Source organism: Mesorhizobium sp. M1428, assembly GCF_040317515.1.
Lineage (GTDB): Bacteria > Pseudomonadota > Alphaproteobacteria > Rhizobiales > Rhizobiaceae > Mesorhizobium.
Window position 1 is genome coordinate 21983 of record NZ_JAMYKT010000027.1, and the last position, 21385, is coordinate 43367.

A 21385-nucleotide genomic window follows, 5' to 3' on the forward strand; every position below is an offset into this window, starting at 1 on the left:
ACCTACGGAGATACTCTCGACAAAGCATGAGTGCGGAAGCTCAAATTTGAATGTCTTGCAACAGCTTGAAGCGCGGCAGGCGGAAATTGGCCGCGACCCAACCGATCTCAGACCAACTGCTAGACAGTTTCGGCCGAGCGCGCCTGCGGCTCCCCCAACGGGGCCATCGCGCGGAAGCCGTCAAACGGCAGAAACTTCAAATCCATCATGTTGGCTCATTGCCAAAGCGCCGCTTCAAGACAACAATGACCTCGACGCCGGCGCGCCAGACGCGCACAAAAAAGCGTCGGAGGAAATGGAGGAGGAAGCCGCTGGCCAAGTCACGGACGCGCTATGCATGCGGCCTTTCGGTGCTCACCACCGACGAATCTGACGCGGATGCGTTCGCCCGGGCGGTGGCAGCGGAAGCAGTGGCCATCGACGCCGGGTTTGCCCTCCTGTTTTTCTCGCAGAGTCTAATAGAGGCCGTCGCCCTGTCGGAAGCGCTGAACACCCACGCGCCGGCGCTCCACTATGCCGGCTGCTCGACGGCCGGTGAGATAACGCCCAAGGGGCTGGAGGAAGGTCAGATCCTGGCGATGCTGCTTCCCTCCGTATCGTTTTCGGCAGCCAGCACCATGGTCGAAAATCTGTCGTCATCAGGCATGGACGGGATTACCGGCGAAGTCGAGGCGCTGAGGCGTTCGTTACGCGAGCGCCTCGGGCACGAGCGGGCCGACACCACTTTCGCGCTCTGCTTGATCGACGGGCTGTCGTATGCCGAAGAAGCGGTGACCTCCGCCATCCATTGGGGGCTCGACGACATCCCACTGATCGGCGGGTCGGCTGGCGATGATTTGAAATTCGAGACAACACGGCTGATCTCGAACGGCAAAGTGACCTCCGACAGCGCCATCATCGTGCTGATCACCACGGAAATTCCTTTCCACGTGTTCAAGACCGACAATTTCGTTCCCACCGACGAGAAGCTGGTGGTGACGGCATCCGATCCCGACCACCGCATCGTGCGCGAATTCAACGCCACCATTGCCGCCGAGGAATATGCCGCCTCGGTCGGCGTCGTCGCGCAGATGCTGACGCCACTGAGTTTTGCCTCGCACCCAGTGGTGGTGAAAGTCGGCGGCGAATTTTACTGCCGTTCAATCCAGAAGATGCACGCGGACGGCTCGCTGTCGTTCTTCTGCGCCATCGACGATGGTGTCGTGCTTGCCGTCGCCCAGCCCAAGGACATGGTCGAGGCGACCCGCGCCGCTCTCAGCGACGTCAGCGAAAGGCTTGGCGGCATCGACCTGATCCTCGGTTTCGACTGCGTGCTGCGCCGGCTCGACGCGCGCAATCGGCAGGTCTATCGCGAGATTTCGGAACTCTACAAGGTCAACAACGTCCTCGGCTTCGGCACCTATGGCGAACAGTACCGTTCGATGCATCTGAACCAGACCTTCACCGGCATCGCCTTCGGTGAACGCAATGCGGCCGAAGCGGCGGAGTAGGAAATCCGGGATGCCGCTCAGGAACATCGACGACCTGGAAAGGCTGAAGAAAATAAACGCCGCGCTGATCAGCCGCGTCGAGCGTTCCATGGACCAGCAAGGCAATGCCTTTTCGCTGTTCCAGACCGCCATTTCGCTCGAGAGCCGGGTGCGCAGCCGCACCGAAGAGCTGCATTCGACCTTGCGCCGGCTGGAGCAGTCGAACATCGACTTGAACGCGGCCAAGGAAAACGCCGAGCTGGCGAACCTGTCCAAGACCAGGTTCCTGGCGGCCGCCAGCCATGACGTGCTGCAGCCGTTGAACGCCGCGCATCTGTCGGTCTCGGCGCTTGCCGAAGTACAGACCAGCAACGAAGGCAGAAACCTGGTCCGCCAGGTCGAGCGATCGCTGGAGACGATGGAGGACCTGCTCCGTACCTTGCTCGACATTTCTAAGCTCGATGCCGGCGTCGTGCAGCCCGACATCACCGATGTCAGCCTGGAGACGCTGTTTTCGTCTCTGCGCTCGGATTTTCAGCCAGTCGCCGAAATGAAGGGGCTGACGCTGAAGTTCCGGCCGGTCAACGCGCTGGTCCGCTCGGATCGCACCTTGCTGCGCCGCATCCTGCAGAACATCCTTTCCAATGCGCTGCGCTATACCCGCTCCGGTGGCGTGTTGGTCGGCACCAGGCATCGCGGCGACACGATCCGCATCGACGTCGCCGATACCGGCTGCGGCATCCCCGACGACCAGCGCGAGGCGGTGTTCGAGGAATTCCATCGCGGCGTGATCCCGACGGATGCCGGGCTTGCCGCCGGCGGGCTGGGGTTGGGGCTAGCCATCGTGCGCCGCATCGCCGCGGCACTCGGCCATCCCGTCACGTTTTCGTCGAAGGTCGGACATGGCACGATTTTCCATATCGACGTTCCGGTCGGGATCGGCGACACGGCCGATCCAATCGCCAGCACGGTCGACATGGAGCGGCCGCGCGGCTACGGTCTGTTCGGCACAAGGGTGCTGCTGGTCGAAAACGACATCGAGGTGTTGCAGGCGATGACCTCCCTGCTCGAGCGCTGGCAATGCCTGGTGCGCCCCGCCACCTCGACCGGTGACGCGCTCGACCTGCTTGGCGATACCGACTGGTTGCCAGATATTGTCATAGCCGACCAGCATCTCGACGCCGGCGACCTCGGCACCACCACAATCGCCGAGGTCCGTGATTATCTCGGCCGCGCGGTGCCGGCGCTGATCGTCACCGCCGATGGTTCGGAGACAATCGCCAACGCCGCCCGCGCCGCCGGCATCGAGCTGATGCGCAAACCGTTGAAGCCGGCGCAATTGCGGGCGCTGCTGGCGCATCTGCTGGCTTAGGAAATCGCGCGGACTTTCCTAGCATCGGGAGGTGGCAAAACAGATGGTTCGACTCATGTCCGAAGAGACGATTAAGAACCTGCTATGGACGCGGCGCGGAACCAACGTTCTTCTGGGGCGGCTGAGCCGCCAGGGCATGGGAAAGCCGCAAGGCCCAACCAATGCTTGATCCTTATGGGTGTCTGGCGCGATCGTTCTCGCAGCCAAGCGCGAGGAAACGGGTGCAGTTCAAAACCTGCCGCTAAAGGGAAGGAAGGAAAGATGCAATTGGCGGCTGACGCCGCCAAAAAAGTTCCGCGCGCCCTTGACGAGGGGCCGGCCAATGGGTGTCACCGTAATTCTGGGTGAACGGGAGGGCAACGAAGGGGTGGCCAACGAAACAATGACCAACGGCAATAAACAAACGGCTGGATACCATACGTCTCCCTTCTGGCGCATTCTTCGAGGAGAGGCTGTGTACCAACTTGATGAAACGTCAGTGCCGGAACCCATCAATCGAGCGCTTGGTCCCGACCCTTTTTGGGACAAGGGTGAGAACATAATGTGCTTCGACGACCTCGAGGTCGGACTGGACGAGACAAACGAATTGAAGACGGTTCGTTACTTCGGCTTATATCCTGGAAAAACGAGTAAAGGCGAAATCAGGCTACCAAAACATGATAGCGAACGGATTTCCAAAAAACTGATGCGAATGAGCAGCGTTATGGAATACTTGATGACTAATTCAGTTGGATTCAACTACGATAGAACCTTTGACAGCAATTCTGATCGTGGTATTCACCTACACGATGGAATTAGTCTTCATTTTTATGAAAAATCGGGGATCTTTTATCTTGGTGCTGTGTTTTTGACGAAAATATAGGCACGCAGATTTTCGCCTGATGTTACTGGACCGCATTGCTCATCTTAAATTACCAATTACGGTGACAGTGCACTTCTTGCATGTTCGCCCAAAGCCTCTCCTGCGCCTCAAAACCCCGCCGGATCCCTAAACAACTCCGCATTGTCCAGCTTCGAGACCTCGATCACCGCCTGTGTGCGGCTGTAGACGTTGAGCTTGCGCAGAATTTCGGAGACATGCGCCTTGACGGTGGTCTCGCCGACCTGCAGCTCATAGGCGATCTGCTTGTTGAGCAGGCCCTGGCGCAGCATCTGCAGCACCTTGAGCTGCTGCGGCGTCAGCGTAGCCAGGCGCTGCACCATCTCGGCGCGGTCGGTGCTGTCGGCGTCGCGCGGCCGGCCTTCATAAGTCTCGGGAACATAGATCGCGCCTTCCATCACCGAGCGGATGGCGGCGGCAAGGTCGCTCTTGCGCGCCGATTTCGGGATGAAGCCGGCCGCACCGTAGGACAGCGCCTCGGAAATGATCTTCGGTTCCTCATAGCCGGAGACGATGACCACCGGCAGGCGCGGATAACGCGTCCTGAGCTGCAGCAGCCCGTCAAACCCATGCACGTCGGGCATACTGAGATCGAGCAGCGCCAGGTCGAACGGCTTGGCATCCGTCAGAAGCTCGAGCGCCTCGGCAATCGAGCGCGCTTCCACCGTGTCAACCTCCGGGTAGGCCATCTGGACGGCGCTGTGCAGCGCCTCGCGAAACAGCGGATGGTCGTCGATGATCAGGAACCTGGCGCGATCGGTCATCAGCTTCATTTCGGTTTGGTCTGGCCTAGAATAGTCCTGCAACCATGGCCAGCTTATTGGCAAATAGTACATTGCCATCTTGGCTGGCCAAAGCAGAATGTGCCCATGATTTCCGCGGCGCCACGCGGCAGATGTGGCCGTTCTAATGCAATGCCTTGCCCGGTGGCCCAAATCGGCCGATCTGGGCCGCGCCAAGCCAGAACCAACTGATCGCAGTCGCTGATGTTGAAATTACACGATCCGGTTGGACCAATTTCAGCGTATTCCCGTTGAGCCCAACGCCCCCGAGGCTGACAGCACGTCGGCAATGACCTGCGAAGCGTGTCCGTCTACGCGCTCGCCTGCGTTCGTTCCAACGCGTGGGACCGGGCGATTTCGTCCGGCCCCAAGGATAGTGTCTGATCAGTCGTTAGGCCGGCAACGCGCCGGATCTCTTCGCCGTCCAGGTGGCGATATAGTCCATCAGGCCGGGATTGAGGCAATCATAAGGTTCGAGCCCGATCGACTTCAGCTGTGATCTTATGCCGTCCATGCGGCTCGGATCGACACCGGATTCAATGATCGAGGAAACAAAAGCGGTGAAGCCCGGCGGCGACCAGCCGTCTTCCTGGAAGCGTTCGGGATGGATGAAGGACAGCCCCTTGAAAGCGTGGTCGCGCTCGACCGGGCCGTGCATGTGGACGCCGCAGCCGGTGCAGGCATGGCGCAGGATCAGCGCGCCCGGATCGACCACCTTCAGCTTGTCGCCGTTTTCGGTCACCGTCACGTCGTTTGTAGCGGCAACCGCCACGACCGAGAACAATGCGCCTTCCGGCTTCCAGCATTTGGTGCAGCCGCAGGCATGGTTGTGGGCGATCTGGCCCTTGACCTTCACCTTGACCGGGTTGCTGGTGCAGGCGCAGACCAGCGTGCCGCCGGCAAAATCGGGCTTTTCCCGTGGCAGTCCATTGTCGATTTTAGGATGCAGTTTTTCCGGCATTTTTGTCTCCTCCCGTTTTGAACATCTGCATTTTTCGGCCGCTGGCTGGTTAGCCGGCGGCTTTCTCCTCCTCAGTAAACCACCACGCTCCTGATCGACTTGCCTTCATGCATCAGGTCAAAACCCTTGTTGATGTCCTCGAGTTTCAGCGTGTGGGTGATCATCGGATCGATTTCGATCTTGCCGGCCATGTACCAGTCGACGATCTTCGGCACGTCGGTGCGGCCGCGCGCGCCGCCGAAGGCGGTGCCCATCCAGGTGCGGCCGGTGACCAGCTGGAACGGCCGCGTCGAGATCTCCTGGCCGGCGCCGGCAACGCCGATGATGACCGACTTGCCCCAGCCGCGGTGCGACGATTCAAGCGCCTGCCGCATGACTTTGGTGTTGCCGGTGCAGTCGAACGTGTAGTCGGCGCCGCCGATCTGGTCGGCGCCGCGCTTGGTCATGTTGACGAGATGAGCCACGACATCGCCGTCGATCTCCTTCGGATTGACGAAATGCGTCATGCCGAATTTCTCGCCCCATTCCTTCTTGTCGTTGTTCAGGTCGACGCCGATGATCATGTCGGCGCCGGCAAGGCGCAGGCCCTGGATGACGTTGAGGCCGATGCCGCCGAGGCCGAAGACGACGGCCGTCGCGCCTTGCTCGACCTTGGCCGTGTTGATCACAGCACCGATGCCGGTGGTGACGCCGCAGCCGATGTAGCAGATCTTGTCGAACGGGGCGTCGGCATTGACCTTGGCCACCGCGATCTCGGGCAGCACGGTGAAGTTGGAAAAGGTCGAGCAGCCCATATAGTGGAACAGCTTGTCCTTGCCGATCGAGAAGCGCGAGGTGCCGTCCGGCATCAAGCCCTGACCCTGCGTGGCGCGGATGGCGGTGCACAGGTTGGTCTTGCGCGACAGGCAGGACGGGCACTGCCGGCATTCCGGCGTATAGAGCGGGATGACATGGTCGCCCTTCCTGACCGAGGTGACGCCCTTGCCGACGTCGACGACGATGCCGGCGCCTTCATGGCCGAGGATCGCCGGAAACAGGCCTTCCGGGTCGGCACCCGACAGCGTGAACTCGTCGGTGTGGCAGATGCCGGTTGCCTTGACCTCGACCAGCACCTCGCCATCACGGGGACCCTCGAGGTCGACCTCCATGATCTCCAGCGGCTTTCCGGCGGCGACGGCGACAGCGGCGCGCGTTTTCATCAGGCAATCCTCCCAAGACAACCCATAGAGTTCACATTCCGGCATTGCTGCGGATGATCTCGGAGTCGAAGACCGCAACACGCTCATTCACCGCCGTATCTCCGCGAAAAGCCATAGGACTAAAGCAGATACGCAAGTCCACTTGCAGGGCTTTGATAAATCTTGTGGGGTCCGCTAAGCTCATTGTGGGCACCTTGAATTCGCGCTGGTCCGGGAACAATCGGACTTTAGTGCAAGAATGGGCAGTTTTATCGATGACGAGCGCGGTGCCAGGCACTCTCGCGGCCTTTTTGTGCTTATTTTTTCAGACCGCCAACGTTGCGGACGTGATGGCCCAGGAAGCGACGGGCAACCAACCGGTCGCAACCGACAGGCCAGAAAGAAAGATAGCTGAAATCAGAATAGGTTATTTGCGGGCCTACGCGCCGCAACTGGCGCTTTCCTTGCTGGACCTGCCGCCACGCGACGAAGGTGTCGCCGGCGCCAATGTGGCGATCGGCGATAACAATACGACAGGAAAGTTCCTCAGCCAGAAATTCAGCCTCGACATAGCCGAGATCAAGCCGGACGCCGACGCGGTTCAGGCGTTCAACGATCTGATTGCCAAAGGTGACCGCTATGTTGTCGCAGATCTCTCGGCCAAGCAATTGCTGTCGATCGCCGACATCGCCCGTGACAAGGGCGTTTTGGTCTTCAATGTCGGCGCCACTGACGACAGCCTGCGCGAGGAAGACTGCCGCATAAACATTTTCCATGTGGCGCCGACGCGAAGCATGCTGGCCGACGCTCTGGCGCAGTATCTCGTGGTAAAGAAATGGCCGAATTGGGTGCTGCTCTACGGTTCGCACGAGCGGGATCATCTATATGCGGCCGCGTTGCGCCGCGCGGCGGCCCGCTTCGGCGGTCAGATCGTCGCCGAGAAGGAATTCAAAGACACTGGCACGGCGCGCCGCACCGACACCGGCGCCACGCAGATACAGCAGCAGATTTCCGTGTTCACGCAGGATCTGCCGGAGCATGACGTGGTGCTTGTCGCCGATGAGAGCGAGGTGTTCGGAACCTATGTGCCCTACCGCACCTGGACACCGCGGCTGGTCGCTGGCACGGCCGGTCTTGTCGCATCCTCCTGGCACCCCGCGAGCGAGCAATGGGGCGGCATTCAAATGCAAAGCCGTTTCCTGAGGACGACCGGCCGGCGAATGCTGTCCAAGGATATGTCGGCCTGGACGGCGGTGCGGGCGGTGGGCGAAGCCAGCACGCGCACCAATGGCGACGATCCGAAGAAGATCAGCGACTACATCCGCTCGGATGATTTCTCGGTCGCCGCCTTCAAGGGACAGAAGTTGACCTTCCGTAAGTGGAACCATCAGCTTCGCCAGCCAATCCTGCTCGGCGACACCAAATCGGTGGTCTCCACATCGCCACAGGAGGGTTATCTCCACCAAATCTCCGAGCTCGATACGCTCGGCGTCGATCAGCCGGAAACGAAATGCGTCCTTAAGTAGAACCAATCGGGAGGAATTTTCGTGCAGAGACGAGCTTGCGCACTCGCCATTCTCGCAACCGGCTTCATGGCCAATCCGGCGTGGGCTTACATCGTTTATGTCTCCAACGAGAAAGACAATACGATAACGGTCGTCGACACGGCGACGATGCAGGTGGTCAAGACCGTCGAAGTCGGCCAGAGGCCGCGCGGCATCACCATCTCGCATGACGGCAAGTTCATCTATCTGTGCGCCAGCGACGACGATATGATCGAAATCATCGATACCGCGACGCTGCAGATCGTGGGCACGCTGCCATCGGGCCCCGATCCCGAACTGTTCGTGCTATCGCCCGACGGCAAGACGCTCTACGTCGCCAACGAGGACGACAATCTCGTCACCGCGATCAACATCGAGAGCAAGCAGGTCATGACCGAGATTCCCGTTGGGGTGGAGCCTGAAGGCATGGCCGTCAGTCCCGATGGCAAAACCATGGTCAACACCTCCGAAACCACCAGCATGGCGCATTTCATCGACACCGACAGCCATGAGGTGACCGACAACGTCCTGGTCGACACGCGTCCGCGTTTTGCGCAATTCAAGCCCGACGGATCACAGATCTGGGTCAGTGCCGAAATCGGCGGCACCGTCAGCGTCATCGACAGTCTCAAACGCGAGGTGGTGAAGAAGATCCAGTTCGCGATTGCGGGACTGCGGCCCGAAACCATCCAGCCGGTCGGCATCGCGATCAGCGCCGACGGCAAGAAAGCCTATGTCGCGCTCGGGCCAGCGAACCACGTCGCCGTCATCAACACCGAAACCTACGAGGTGGAAAAATACATCCTGGTCGGCCAGCGCGTCTGGCACCTCGACTTCACCCCCGATCAGAAGACGCTGATCACCACCAACGGCAATTCCAACGACATCACCTTCATCGACACGGCGACCGACGAGCCGGTTCAATCGATCACCGTGGGCCAGCAGCCTTGGGGCGTGGCCATATCGCCCCACTAGACCGCATCGATTATCAGGGAGGCCGACATGACAAATCTTTGCCGCGGGGCTGTTGCAAGTGCACTAGATAACCAGCGCGCCCCGAAGGAGCCAGCCGCATGCAGCATGTGAGGACAGGCGGACCTGGAGAGGAGGTGGCGGCGCTCGATGTTGCCGGTATCAGCCATTCCTATGGTCCGAAGCGGGCGCTCCACGACGTCTCATTCTCCATCGCGCCGGGAACTTTCACCGTTCTGCTCGGCCTCAACGGCGCCGGCAAGACAACTTTGTTCTCACTGATCAGCCATCTTTACGGCACCCGCCGCGGATCGATCCGCATCTTCGGCCATGACGTCAGCCGCGCTTCGGGCGAAGCGCTCAGGCGTGTCGGCATCGTGTTCCAGGCACGCACGCTCGACCTCGACCTCAGCGTCCACCAGAACCTCTCCTACCACGCCTCGCTGCATGGCATTGGCGGACACCAAGCCCGGCAGCGCATTGCCGCGCTGCTCGATACAGTCAACATGCAGGGCCGTCAGCATGACAAGGCACGCAGTCTTTCCGGCGGGCAAATGCGGCGCATCGAGATCGCGCGGGCGCTGCTCCACCGCCCTTCCCTGCTGCTGCTCGACGAGGCGACGGTCGGACTCGACATCCAGTCGCGTGCGGGCATTCTGGCCACCATCCGCAAACTCGTCGAAACCGAGGGCATCGGCGTGCTGTGGGCGACGCATCTGATCGATGAGGTCGAAGACGGCGACCATGTCGTCGTGCTGCGGCAGGGCGACCTGGTTGCCAAGGGTAAGGTGGCCGATGTCGTTGCGACGAGCGGTGCCAGTTCGATCCGCGACGCCTTTTCCAGGCTCAACCGCATCGAGACAAGCGGCATCGCGGAGATGTCGCCATGAGCGCTCCCGCAACGCCCGCAAAAGTCGCCGCCCTCACGCAGGTGAAGTTCGAACAATTTGGGCTCCGCCACTACCTCATTTGCCTCAAAGGGATCGTCGTGCGGGAGTGCCTGCGCTTCCTGCATCAGCGCGAGCGCTTCATATCCTCGCTGGTTCGGCCGCTCGTCTGGCTGTTCATTTTTGCCGCCGGATTCCGCCAGGTGCTCGGCGTATCGATCATCCCGCCCTACAAGACCTACGTGCTCTACGAGGTCTACATCACGCCGGGCCTGTGCGGCATGATTCTGCTCTTTTCGGGCATGCAGTCTTCGCTGTCGATGGTCTATGACCGCGAAATGGGCAACATGCGCACCCTGCTGGTCAGCCCCTTCCCCCGTTGGTTTTTACTGATCTCGAAGATGCTCGCCGGTGTCGCCGTGTCGATCGCGCAGGTTTACGCGTTCCTGATCGTTGCCTGGTTCTGGGGCGTCAAGGCGCCGCCGCTTGGCTATCTCACCGTACTGCCGGCGCTGTTCCTGTCAGGCATGATGCTGTGCGCGCTCGGCATGCTTTTGTCTTCGATGATCAAGCAGCTCGAAAACTTCGCTGGCATCATGAACTTCGTCATCTTTCCTGGCTATTTCGCTTCTCCGGCACTCTATCCCTTGTGGCGTATCCAGGAGGCTAGCCCCCTGCTCTACAAGATCTGCCTCGCCAATCCGTTTACTTACGCCGTCGAACTGATCCGCTTCGCCTTCTACGGCCAGGTTGACTGGCTGTCGCTGGGCGTCGTTGCCGGCTGCACGCTGCTGTTCCTTGCCGCCGCCATCCTCGCCTACGACCCTTCGCGCGGCCTGATGACCCGCAAACAGGACACGGGAGGAAATGCCTGATGGCGCGAATGATTCACGTTCGCGGCCTGGCTCTGGTTGCGATGCTCGCGCCGGGCGTCAACGCCATGGCAGCCAACCCCGATCCAGACTGGCCCTGCATACAGCGCAAGGTACCGCAACTCTCGCTCGGCCAGATCTGGACCGGACCGGACCTTCCTTCAGTGGCGAAGGGCTGGTCGAAGGACCCCACCATCTCCGCCTTGGTCGAGGAGCTGGCAGCTCGCCGCATGCCGATTGCGGAAGCTCAAAAGAAGATCAGGGATTTCGCCGCTTCCTTGCCGGCCGAGCAACTTGCACCCAAAATGGCGATGCTGGTGCAAGGCATGTTCGATCACATGGACGCCGAGCGCTCGCAGGTGATCTCCGGTATTTCCCGTTACGCCCACAAGCAGCTCGAAATGGCCGCCGCGTTGCGCAAGGAAGCGTCCGATGTCGACGCGTTGCGGGCAAAGCCGGATGCGGATCCCGAAGAGATCGATCGGCGAACCGAACAGCTGAAATTCGCAACGCGAATTTTCAATGAACGCGTCCAATCACTGACTTACGTCTGTGAAGTGCCGACGATAATCGAGCAGCGGCTTTATCAATTGTCCAAGGTCGTCTCGGAAACGCTGGCCGCGAAGAAATAGAACCTCATTCGATCTTCGCGGCGGATATCACGATCCGCGGCCGGGCAGCACGCGCCAGCGCTGAACGAAATAACCGGGATGCGTCCCGATCCACTGGGCTACCAGCGATTGCGCCTGCATGAAGGCGGTCCCGGGATTCATCGCCAGGCCGTCCACCATCTGTTCGCGTTGTTCACAGGTCTGCGGCACATCCGTCAGGCAGATCATCATAACGAGCGTGTAGAGCATTACCCCTTGTCCCCATCGAATCCCGAACCCCATGCCCGGGAGCTTCCGTGATACCGACCAGTCTGCAGGGGTCGCACATACGGATCACTTACGGGTGTGAAAGGAACGTGGCCCCCGCTCTTTCGCGCCGCAATATAACATGGCGCTAATCTAACGCCAATGACCGCAGGGCTAAGTCGCGGACGCTGGCGCATCGAAGATGCGCGTCTGGCTGTGCCAGTGCCAAAAATGTGAACTCCTGGAACGCGCGCTCCCATAGGTTCGACCGAAACAGGAATATCATTGTTGTCGACCTCAGACCGGAAGCCCGTTCTGCTTTCGCAGGCTTTTGTCGAATGCGGATGCCGGGACGAAACGGCGCAGGAAACTGACCTGGCGCGCCATTTTTCCAGCCGCATAGCGCCTCTTCGGAGCGGGATCGGTCGCAGCCGCCAAAACGGTCCTGGCTACCACTTCCGGCGCATCGCCTTTTTCCATCGCTTTCCGCACAGCTGCATTCATGCCGGCGCGCGCAGAGTCGTAGATATCAAGCAACTGGTCCGGCCTGGCGAGATTTTCTTCAAATGAGGTGCGGGTATAGGCGGGCTCCACCAACACGACGCGAATTCCGAAAATACGCAGTTCGTGGTCGAGCGATTCGGAATAGCCCTCAACGGCATGTTTGGTCGACGAATAGAGCGCGAAATAGGGAGCTGGAATGAACCCCTGCACCGAACTCAAATTGACGATTCTGCCCTTGCCTTGACGGCGCATTGTCGGCAACACAGCTTTGGTTACGCGCATAACGCCAAAGACGTTCACGTCAAATAATGACTTGGCCTGGGCCATCGAGGACTCCTCCGCGCCACCAAGCAGGCCAACGCCGGCATTGTTTACGAGCAGGTCGATGCGCCCGGTCTCGGCCAGCACGTCCTGGACAAGTTTCGCCACGGACGTGTCATCGGTCACGTCGCAGGCCAGCATGGTAACGCCGTCGGATCGGTCGGCGACCGCGCGACGGCTGGTTCCGAACACACGAAAGCCCGCGTTCTGCAGGGCTTTGGCCGTTGTGTGCCCGATGCCGCTGGATGCCCCGGTCACCAGGGCGACGCCTAGATTGGTCTTGTTCATGGAGGTCACTTCTTTCTTCGTATTGAATTGGCGTGGGGAGCACGAAAAGGTCGGAGCGAAAGGCGTCAATCATGAGCGCCTCCGGTGCTCGCGCCGGCCAGATCATCCGTCCAGCGCCGGAACAGCGCGCTGGCATTAACGCCTCCGAAGCCGAAGCCATTGGAGATTGCATAGCCCATCGCCACCGGCCGGGCCCGGTTTGCGACGAAGTCGATCCCGTCGCCGGCCGGATCGGGAGCGCTCAGATTGAGGGTCGGCGGTGCGATCTGATCCCTAAGTGCCAGAATTGCGAAGATTGCCCCGAGCCCGCCGGCGGCTCCGAGCAGGTGTCCGGTTGCCGATTTCGTTGCACTGACAGCTATCGCGAAATCGCGCCCGAACACGCTCTTGATCGCTTCGATCTCACCCAGGTCGCCCACCGGCGTGGAGGTCGCATGGGCATTGAGATGACGAACCTCGCGCGGCGAAATCCCTGCTTGGGCGATTGCGATCTCCATGGCCCGGCGCGCACCGTCGCCGTCCTCGGGACCGGAGGTGACGTGATGAGCATCCGCCGTCGTGCCGTAGCCGACAAGCTCGGCCATCGGTCTTGCGCCGCGCGCCAGCGCGTGGCTCAATTCCTCGATGACCAGCATGCCGGCTCCTTCGCCCATGACGAAGCCGTCGCGCGACTTGTCGAACGGTCGCGAGGCCTCATCAGGACGGTGATTAAAGGAAGTCGAAAGAGAGCGTGCCGCGGCAAACCCACCGAGGCTGACAAGATTCATGCATGCTTCCGTCCCGCCGCACACGGCAATATCGGCCTCGTTGGCGCGGATTAGGCGAGCCGCATCGCCGATCGCCTGAATGCCGGCCGCGCACGCCGTCACGGGTGCACCGAGCGGACCTTTGAAGCCATAGCGGATCGAGACGTGGCCTGCCGCGAGGTTCACCAGGAAGGACGGCACCGTAAAAGGTGACAGACGGCGGACGCCGCGCCGGTCGACCGTGCGCACCGCCTCGGTTATGGCCGGGAACCCGCCGACGCCCGAGGCGATGATCGTGGCCGTGCGCAAGCGATCCGCTTCCGAGACGGGAGCCCATCTTGCTTGGGCGAGCGCCTCTTGTGCCGCCGCCAACGCAAAGACAATGAACCGGTCTACCTTGCGCTGATCCTTCAGCGGAAGGACGGCTTCCGGATTGAAACCAGCGTCCGGATCTTCTTCTGTCGAGGGCACTACCCCGCCGACCTTCGCCGGCAGGTCGCCCACCACATCATCCGCAAGCCTCCGGATGCCCGAGCGGCCGGCCAGGAGACGCGACCAGGACGTTTCAACATCGGCAGCAAGGGGCGTGACCGCACCCATGCCCGTAACAACAATCCGTCGCATCTATTTTCCTATCAGTTTGGGCGCGCCGCCGGCGCAGCCACGCCGTTCAAGCGTCGGCTGATTCACGAACCTGATTGGCCGCCGCATCCAGAAAGGCCTGCGCGAGGTCAGGATCGTTGATGACGCGCGATAACATCAGCGAACCGACCATCGTCGAGAGAATGGCCATGGCCTTGCCATCGAACTCCCCGCCATTGGCCTCAGCAATGAAACGGCCGAGGATCTCGAGATGCTCCTTGATCCCGGCTTCGAACGGCGCTTTCACGTCCTTGCCCTGTCTGGCGGCATCCGAGCCGAGCGCCACGATCGGGCAGCCGTCCATCTTTTCTCCGCGATGGTCCATACTGAGGTAGAACGCGATCACCGCGCCAAGCGGATCATCGGGGTTTGCCGCAGTCGCGGCCGACCATCGATGCGTGGCGCTCTCCATCGCCCGCCTGGACGCCTGCGCCGCCAGGTCGTCCTTGGATGCGAACTGCTTGTAAAACGCGCCTTGGGTCAGCCCGGCAGCCTTCATCAGATCTTTAAGGCCGATACCGTCAAAGCCGCGCTCCCGAAAAAGGCGGCTTGCCACGTTGATTACGGTTTCGCGGTTTTCCGCGGCCTGAGTACGAGTTACGCGCATCGTTGACCTCTCTTTTTAGATTGCGTTCGTAATCTATAGCCTATATAGAGTTCGAACGCAATCTAAAAAGGAGATACGAAAATGATCCGCAAAACCCTGAGCGCATCGCTCCTGGCCGCGCTGTTTCTTGCGACCCCGGCTTTTGCCGAGGAAGCCACCATCGGACGCCCGATCGAGGGCGGCAGCCTGCACGAGGGACACCTTGACATGGTGGTCTACTACGTCCCGGTCGACGGCGACCTCCTGGAGGTCACCGCCACCTTCGCGCCGAAGACCGGGGGCGATCCGCTGCGCATCGTCATGGGTCTCGCCGACGACGACTCCGTGGCCTTTTCCATGCCGGGCCACCAGGGCTCGCTTTACGCGTTCTCAAGGTCCGGCGAGCAGGTGACGGTCTCGACCGAGACTGACATGGCTCGGCGAGCCGACGCGACAATACGCTGACCCGACGTGCAGACCGCAATCTGCGTGCTGCTGACCGTGGGCTCTCGCGTCCGCGCGGCCGACGTAGAGGTCGAACGCGATCTACTCGATATGAGGAGATGGGCATGAAAAGGAGACCCGCCATTGTGCTGGCGGGCGTCCTGTTCGGATGGTCCTCTCGAGAGCGCCTGGAGCAGGCAAAAGCCGTATTAGAGACTGCAGCGGCCACCGGACAAAAACCAGCAAGGTTCCACCGGATCAACGCCTGCGTTCCCCAATGGCGGCGAGCACCATCAGAAATCAGCGGACGGAGCGCCACGGTGCCCTCGATCACGCCATCGAATAAGCTTGGAGGAGAGGTCAAATGCTATACAGTTATTTTGTCGAGAAATCGATCCGAGAGAGCTTCGACCACGTCAACAACCATCGCTGGGATGAGGCTGTGAAGGCACTCGCGCCGCATGTCCATCACCGCGTTTCCGGCGCCCACGCGCTTGGTGGTGAGCGCCACGACAAAGAAGCCATGCGCCGCTGGTTTGAGCGCCTCGGCCGCGTCCTGCCCAATCTCCATCTCACGGTCAACCACATCTGGGTGAAGGGCTGGCCGTGGCATACTACCGTGTTTGCCCAGTGGGACGGCACCGCGACGCTGCTCAATGGCGACGCGTCGTACATCAACCGTGGTCTGCACGTGTTCACCCTGCGGTGGGGCAGAGTCTATGCACTTGAGGAATTTTACGATTCACAAGCAGCGGCCCGCGGTCTCGCCGCCCCAGCGGCAGCTGGCCTCGAAGAAGCTGTCGCCGAACCAATTGTAGGCTAGCAGACGCTCAGTCAAAGCCCACCCGTTCCGTGAACGCGGGGGACGCTACCCCGTTGGCCCAGCGCTTCGGTAGCGGTCGCCTCGGCAAATGCGTGCCACCAGCGAAGCCTCCCGATCCTCTGCTCGTGGACGTCGGTCTGGAGACCACAGCTGATCAGCCGCTGCTACGCACCATCGTTTGTCTGAAGCGTTTGTCTTGGGCCGCGCGCCCTAACTCGCTCGACCTCTACTGTTCAGTTCCTCGTGCGGATAGAGCTTGCCGAACAGTGGCAGGTACATCGCGCCCTTGCGCATCAGAAAATCGTGGAAGGTCGCCATCGCCGGCGAGATTGCGTGATCGCTGCGCATCACGGAAAACCATTGCCGGCGGATCGGCATGCCGACGACGTCGAGGATAACCAGCCGGCCAGCCTCGATTTCCGCGGCGATGGTGTGGGCAGAGATGAAGGCGATGCCGAGCCCGGCCATCACCGCTTGCTTGATCGTCTCGTTCGAGCCCATCTCGACGCCGAGATCGTCGATGCGGCCAGGCACGTCGCTCAAAAATATTTCCAGCGAGATGCGCGTGCCGGAGCCGGACTCGCGAATGAGGAAATGTTCCTGGGCAATCCGCTCCTTGGATATCTCGCGCACCGAGGCCAGCGGGTGGTCCGGCGGCGCGATGATGACCAGCGGGTGATCGCCGAAGACCGAGGCGCGCACCGGGACTTCTTTCGCCGGGCGTCCCATCAGCGCGATGTCGATGTCGTGATTCTTCAGATTGTCGATCGTCTCGGCGCGATTACCAATGGCAAGCCGCATGTCGATGTCGGGATGTTCCTTCATGAAGGCAGCCATTAGCCGCGGTGCGAAATATTTGGCCGTGGAAACAACGCCGAGCCGCAAGCTGCCGGCGCGCACGCCCTTGATCGCATCCATCTTGTCTTCGAGCAGACGAAGCCGCTCCTCGATGGCCTGTGCCGTCTCGACGAAGGCAAGACCTGCGGCAGTGGGACGCATACCGTCCGCCGTGCGGTCAAACAAGGCCAGCTGGAATTCTTCCTCAACCTGCCGCAACTGGATCGTCAACGCTGGAGGAGACAGCCCTAACACCTTGGCTGCACTGACGATTTTCCCGTGGGCGACGATTGCCTGAACGGTCTTGAACTGCTTGAGCGTGAGGTTTCTCATATAGCATACTAAAATTTTTTTAGTGGTAAAGTAAAGTTATTGAATTTTACTTATCCCGCATCGTTTGTTTTCATTCCCCAATCCGGCCGATCCGAGGAGAGGCGGCGGGATGGGGAGGTTACGATGCCAGCGGCAACGCTCGACGCTTTTCTGAACTCCTATCTCGGAGAGCCGGACGAACTGCGCTCCGCGGTCGTAATGACCGTCCGTCGGCTGACGCAGGCGGCCACCACGATCCGCAACACCATCAATCAAGGGGTACTCGGCACCGCCTTTGCCGGAACCCGTGGTGCCAATGCTGACGGCGATGTTCAGAAGGATCTTGATGTCTTCGCCGACGACATCTTTCTCGATGCCATGCGCCACGCTCCGGTCGCGCTCTACGCTTCCGAGGAACTGGACCAGCCGGTGCTTCTCGACAGGCAAGCGCCTCTTGCCATCGCCATCGACCCGCTCGACGGCTCTTCCAACATCGACACCAACGTGTCGATTGGAACGATCTTCTCGCTTCTCCCTGCAACTGGTGCGCCGGATGGGAATCCGGCCGCCTCATTTTTGCAGGCAGGGGTGAACCAGCTGGGCGCCGGTTTCTTCATCTACGGGCCGCAGCTGGCGCTCGTTCTGTCTCTCGGCAGCGGCACGCATGTCTTCGTTCTCTCAGCCAGGCTCGGCACCTTCGTCCAGGCCTATGAGAGCCGGGTCATCCCCCAGCGTACCCAGGAATTTGCCATCAACGCCGCCAACTACCGGCACTGGGACGAGGCGGTGCGGCTCTACATCGACGACTGCCTCGAAGGCACCGAAGGCCCACGCGAGAAGGACTTCAACATGCGCTGGATCGCCTCCCTGGTCGCCGATTGCTACCGCATATTGATGCGCGGCGGCGTCTTCCTGTATCCCGGCGACAAGCGCAAGGGCTACAGGCAGGGGCGACTTCGCCTCGTTTATGAGGCAAACCCGATCGCCTATCTCGTCGAACAGGCGGGCGGTGCCGCCACCGATACGATCACCCGCATCCTCGAAATCGAACCCGAGAGCCTGCACCAGCGCGTGCCCATGATTTTCGGATCGGCGCGGGAAGTCGCGCGCATCACCCGCTATCACACGGAGCCGAGCGCCATCGGCGAGCGCGCGCCGCTGTTCAGCCGCCGCGGCCTTTTCAGGGCCTGAAGACCATGTCGGCAAAGCACCCCATCATTACCATCACCGGGTCGTCGGGCGCAGGCACTACCTCTGTCAAGCGCATCTTCGAGCTGATCTTCAGGCGCGAGAACATCGGGGCCGCCTTCATCGAAGGCGATGCTTTCCATCGCTACGACCGCGCCACGATGAAGGCGAAGGTGGCCGAGGAGGAAAAGGCGGGCAATCCGAACTTCACCCACTTCCATGCCGAGGCCAATGAACTGGCAATCCTCGAAGAGGTATTCGAGGAATATGGCCGCCGGGGAACCGGAAAGACCCGCACCTACATCCATGACGAGGATGAGGAGAAGCAGTACGGCACGCAGCCGGGACATTTCACCGAATGGCGCGAATTTCCGCCGAGCGACCTGCTTTTCTACGAGGGCCTGCATGGCTGCGTCGTCACCGACAAGATCAACCTGGCCAGGCACGCGGACCTCAAGATCGGCGTGGTGCCGGTCATAAATCTCGAATGGATCCAGAAGATCCATCGCGACCGCGCAACGCGCGGCTATTCCACCGAGGCGGTGATGGACGTGATCCTGCGTCGCATGCCGGACTATGTCCGCTACATCGTCCCGCAGTTTTCGCAGACCGCCATCAACTTCCAGCGCGTGCCGATTGTCGACACGTCCAATCCATTCATCGCGCGCTGGATTCCGACGCCCGACGAATCAATGCTGGTCATCCGCTTCGCCAACCCCCGCGGCATCGATTTCCCCTACCTGCTTTCGATGATCCACGACTCGTTCATGTCGCGGCCGAATTCCATAGTGGTGCCCGGCAACAAGCTCGACCTTGCCATGCAGCTGATCCTGACGCCGCTCATCCTGCAATTGATCGAACGCAAGAACCGTGTGTCGTGAGGAGGACGCCATGAACAGCCAAGCCGCAGCATTGAAGCCCGTCGCCGCCGTCTCGGAACGCGACATGGCCAACGCCATTCGCGCATTGGCGATGGATAGCGTCCAAAAGGCCAATTCCGGTCATCCGGGCATGCCGATGGGCATGGCCGATGTCGCGACGGTGCTGTTCAGCCGCTTCATCAATATCGATCCGTCGATGCCGGACTGGCCCGATCGCGACCGCTTCGTGCTTTCGGCCGGGCACGGCTCGATGCTGCAATATGCGCTGCATTACCTGCTCGGCTACGAGGACATGCCGATCGAGGAGTTGCAGCGGTTTCGTCAGCTGGGCAGCCGCACCGCCGGACATCCGGAATATGGCCATGCGCTTGGCATCGAGACGACGACCGGCCCGCTTGGACAAGGCATTTCGACCGCTGTCGGCATGGCACTGGCGGAGCGCATGCTCGCTGCCCGTCACGGCGCAGATGTCGTTGACCATTTCACCTACGCGATCGCCGGCGACGGCTGCCTGCAGGAAGGCATCAGCCACGAGGCGATCGATCTTGCCGGTCACCTGAAGCTCTCCCGGCTGATCGTCTTTTGGGACGACAATGCGATCTCGATCGACGGACCGACTTCGCTGTCGACTTCGATGGACCAGCCGGCACGGTTCAAGGCCGCTGGATGGCAAGTCCAGTCGGTGGACGGCCACGACATGGAAGCCGTTGGGGCTGCAATCGAAGCAGCGCAGCAGTCGGATCGGCCGTCTCTGATCGCCTGCCGCACGGTGATCGGCAAGGGTGCGCCCAATCTGGGCGGTTCGGAAAAGACGCATGGCGCGCCGCTGGGCGATGCGGAGATCGCCGCGACGCGCGAAAACATCGGCTGGGCCTACGCGCCGTTCGAGGTGCCGGACGATATCCTTTTCGCCTGGCGCGAGATCGCCGGCCGCGGGCAAGCGGCACGTCGCGCCTGGGAGCAGCGGCTTGCCGCCTCGCCGCAGCGCGAGGCCTTCGAGAGCGCGGTCGCCGGCACCCTGCCCGACGCGGTCTTCGAAGCGCTCGTTGCTTTCCGTAAGGAGCATCTCGAGAAGGCGACCAAGGTTGCAACGCGGAAAGCCTCGGAAATGGCGCTGGGTGCAATCAACGCCGCAACCGAGCTGACCGTCGGCGGCTCCGCCGATCTGACGCATTCGAACCTGACGATCACCAAGGGTATGGGTCGCATAGCGCCGGGCGACTACGCCGGCCGCTACATCCACTATGGAATCCGCGAGCACGGCATGGCCGCAGCCATGAACGGGATCGCACTGCATGGCGGCTTCGTGCCTTATGGCGGCACGTTCCTGTGCTTCGCCGACTATGCGCGCGGCGCGATGCGGCTCTCGGCGCTCATGGGCCAGCGCGTCATTTATGTGATGACGCATGATTCCATTGGTCTCGGCGAGGACGGCCCGACCCACCAGCCGGTCGAGCACCTGGCGATGCTGCGGGCGACGCCAAACCTCAACGTCTTCCGTCCGGCCGACATCATCGAAACGGCGGAGTGCTGGGAACTGGCGCTTAAGAGCGCGAACCGGCCGAGCGTGCTGGTGCTCTCGCGCCAGAACCTTCCGATGCTGCGCCAAGCACCTAGCGGCGAGCCACACAGCGACGAGAACCGGTCGAGCCGGGGCGCCTACATCCTGCGCGAGCCAGCCGGGCACCGCGCGGTGACCCTGATCGCCACCGGCTCGGAGGTCGAAATCGCGGTTGCCGCCGCCGAACGGCTGGAAACCGAGCACGGCATCGCGGCCGCGGTTGTCTCGATGCCGTGCTGGGAGCTTTTCGAGGAACAGGACGCCGGCACCCGCAAGGCCGTCCTCGGCTCGGCGCCCCGCATTGCCATCGAAGCCGCAGCACGGCTCGGCTGGGACCGCTGGATCGGCGACACCGGCACTTTCATCGGCATGGCCGGTTTCGGCGCCAGCGCTCCTGCCCCGGATCTCTACCGGCATTTCGACATCACGCCCGAAGCCGTCGCGGCAGCGGCTCTGAAGCTCATCATCTAGGAGGACG

At 61.3% G+C, this 21385-nt stretch carries 21 protein-coding genes; 13 read left to right on the forward strand and 8 right to left on the reverse strand.

Annotation, left to right across the window (positions count from 1 at the left end; all coding sequences use genetic code 11):
* Positions 1-350: 350 nt before the first annotated feature.
* The 3 genes from NKG60_RS26665 to NKG60_RS26675 all read left to right on the forward strand — a co-directional run bounded on the left by NKG60_RS26665 (position 351) and on the right by NKG60_RS26675 (position 3703).
* Positions 351-1490 (forward strand): FIST N-terminal domain-containing protein, encoded by a 1140-nt coding sequence (locus tag NKG60_RS26665; protein WP_352976004.1) that lies wholly within the window; start codon positions 351-353, stop codon positions 1488-1490.
* A 10-nt stretch (positions 1491-1500) separates the two neighbouring features.
* Positions 1501-2841 carry an ATP-binding response regulator gene (locus tag NKG60_RS26670; RefSeq protein ID WP_352868572.1) on the forward strand — a complete coding sequence of 447 codons (1341 nt, stop codon included), beginning with the start codon at positions 1501-1503 and terminating at the stop codon, positions 2839-2841.
* A 178-nt stretch (positions 2842-3019) separates the two neighbouring features.
* Positions 3020-3703, forward strand: coding sequence for a hypothetical protein (locus tag NKG60_RS26675; protein WP_352976006.1), 684 nt, complete (start codon positions 3020-3022; stop codon positions 3701-3703).
* A 107-nt stretch (positions 3704-3810) separates the two neighbouring features.
* Here NKG60_RS26675 and NKG60_RS26680 read toward each other — a convergent pair whose 3' ends face one another.
* From NKG60_RS26680 to NKG60_RS26690, 3 genes are all read right to left on the reverse strand, one after another.
* Positions 3811-4494 carry a response regulator gene (locus tag NKG60_RS26680; protein WP_023679211.1) on the reverse strand — a complete coding sequence of 228 codons (684 nt, stop codon included), beginning with the start codon at positions 4492-4494 and terminating at the stop codon, positions 3811-3813.
* 400 nt (positions 4495-4894) lie between these two features.
* A complete protein-coding gene (gene gfa, locus NKG60_RS26685) occupies positions 4895-5464 on the reverse strand; it encodes an S-(hydroxymethyl)glutathione synthase (RefSeq protein WP_352667921.1) in 570 nt (189 codons plus the stop codon).
* A 71-nt stretch (positions 5465-5535) separates the two neighbouring features.
* Positions 5536-6663 (reverse strand): S-(hydroxymethyl)glutathione dehydrogenase/class III alcohol dehydrogenase, encoded by a 1128-nt coding sequence (locus NKG60_RS26690; RefSeq protein ID WP_352868577.1) that lies wholly within the window; start codon positions 6661-6663, stop codon positions 5536-5538.
* A gap of 329 nt (positions 6664-6992) precedes the next feature.
* On the opposite strand from NKG60_RS26690, the gene NKG60_RS26695 reads away from it, so the two are divergent.
* The 5 genes from NKG60_RS26695 (at position 6993) to NKG60_RS26715 (ending at position 11549) form a co-directional block, all read left to right on the forward strand.
* The gene (locus NKG60_RS26695) at positions 6993-8168 is read left to right on the forward strand and encodes an ABC transporter substrate-binding protein (RefSeq protein ID WP_502911918.1); all 1176 of its coding nucleotides are present in this window, start codon (positions 6993-6995) and stop codon (positions 8166-8168) included.
* A 21-nt stretch (positions 8169-8189) separates the two neighbouring features.
* Positions 8190-9161, forward strand: coding sequence for a YVTN family beta-propeller repeat protein (locus tag NKG60_RS26700; protein ID WP_352868582.1), 972 nt, complete (start codon positions 8190-8192; stop codon positions 9159-9161).
* Between the two features lie 98 nt (positions 9162-9259).
* Positions 9260-10048, forward strand: a complete 789-nt coding sequence (locus NKG60_RS26705) for a lanthanide ABC transporter ATP-binding protein PedB/LutE (RefSeq protein ID WP_352868585.1) — start codon at positions 9260-9262, stop codon at positions 10046-10048.
* On the forward strand, positions 10045-10920 hold the full coding sequence (locus NKG60_RS26710; protein ID WP_352868588.1) for a lanthanide ABC transporter permease protein PedC: 876 nt from the start codon (positions 10045-10047) through the stop codon (positions 10918-10920). Before NKG60_RS26705 ends, NKG60_RS26710 begins: the two co-directional genes overlap by 4 nt.
* Positions 10920-11549: a hypothetical protein gene (locus NKG60_RS26715; RefSeq protein WP_352868591.1), complete on the forward strand. Its 630-nt coding sequence runs from the start codon at positions 10920-10922 to the stop codon at positions 11547-11549. Before NKG60_RS26710 ends, NKG60_RS26715 begins: the two co-directional genes overlap by 1 nt.
* A 27-nt stretch (positions 11550-11576) precedes the next feature.
* Here the strand turns inward: NKG60_RS26715 and NKG60_RS26720 are convergent, their stop codons facing one another.
* From NKG60_RS26720 to NKG60_RS26735, 4 genes are all read right to left on the reverse strand, one after another.
* On the reverse strand, positions 11577-11777 hold the full coding sequence (locus NKG60_RS26720; protein WP_352976010.1) for a hypothetical protein: 201 nt from the start codon (positions 11775-11777) through the stop codon (positions 11577-11579).
* Between the two features lie 294 nt (positions 11778-12071).
* Positions 12072-12887, reverse strand: coding sequence for an oxidoreductase (locus NKG60_RS26725; protein ID WP_352868593.1), 816 nt, complete (start codon positions 12885-12887; stop codon positions 12072-12074).
* A 65-nt stretch (positions 12888-12952) separates the two neighbouring features.
* Positions 12953-14257 (reverse strand): beta-ketoacyl-ACP synthase II, encoded by a 1305-nt coding sequence (gene fabF, locus NKG60_RS26730; RefSeq protein ID WP_352868596.1) that lies wholly within the window; start codon positions 14255-14257, stop codon positions 12953-12955.
* 46 nt (positions 14258-14303) lie between these two features.
* Complete coding sequence (locus tag NKG60_RS26735) at positions 14304-14882, reverse strand: TetR/AcrR family transcriptional regulator (protein WP_352868598.1); 579 nt, start codon at positions 14880-14882, stop codon at positions 14304-14306.
* Positions 14883-14963: 81 nt separating this feature from the next.
* Between NKG60_RS26735 and NKG60_RS26740 the strand changes: the two genes are divergently transcribed.
* Both NKG60_RS26740 and NKG60_RS26745 read left to right on the forward strand, forming a co-directional pair.
* Entirely contained in the window at positions 14964-15326 is a 363-nt protein-coding gene (locus NKG60_RS26740) for a hypothetical protein (RefSeq protein WP_352868600.1), read from the forward strand.
* Positions 15327-15669: 343 nt separating this feature from the next.
* Positions 15670-16128 carry a nuclear transport factor 2 family protein gene (locus NKG60_RS26745; RefSeq protein ID WP_352868602.1) on the forward strand — a complete coding sequence of 153 codons (459 nt, stop codon included), beginning with the start codon at positions 15670-15672 and terminating at the stop codon, positions 16126-16128.
* Positions 16129-16338: 210 nt separating this feature from the next.
* Here the strand turns inward: NKG60_RS26745 and NKG60_RS26750 are convergent, their stop codons facing one another.
* Positions 16339-17298 carry a LysR family transcriptional regulator gene (locus tag NKG60_RS26750; protein ID WP_352868604.1) on the reverse strand — a complete coding sequence of 320 codons (960 nt, stop codon included), beginning with the start codon at positions 17296-17298 and terminating at the stop codon, positions 16339-16341.
* 123 nt (positions 17299-17421) lie between these two features.
* Between NKG60_RS26750 and NKG60_RS26755 the strand changes: the two genes are divergently transcribed.
* Genes NKG60_RS26755 through tkt form a run of 3 tightly spaced genes read left to right on the forward strand, consistent with a single transcriptional unit; the run spans position 17422 to position 21378 of the window.
* Positions 17422-18468: a class 1 fructose-bisphosphatase gene (locus NKG60_RS26755; protein ID WP_352868607.1), complete on the forward strand. Its 1047-nt coding sequence runs from the start codon at positions 17422-17424 to the stop codon at positions 18466-18468.
* Between the two features lie 5 nt (positions 18469-18473).
* Positions 18474-19346 (forward strand): phosphoribulokinase, encoded by an 873-nt coding sequence (locus NKG60_RS26760; protein ID WP_352868609.1) that lies wholly within the window; start codon positions 18474-18476, stop codon positions 19344-19346.
* Between the two features lie 10 nt (positions 19347-19356).
* Positions 19357-21378, forward strand: a complete 2022-nt coding sequence (tkt, locus tag NKG60_RS26765; protein WP_352868611.1) for a transketolase — start codon at positions 19357-19359, stop codon at positions 21376-21378.
* Positions 21379-21385: the final 7 nt, after the last annotated feature.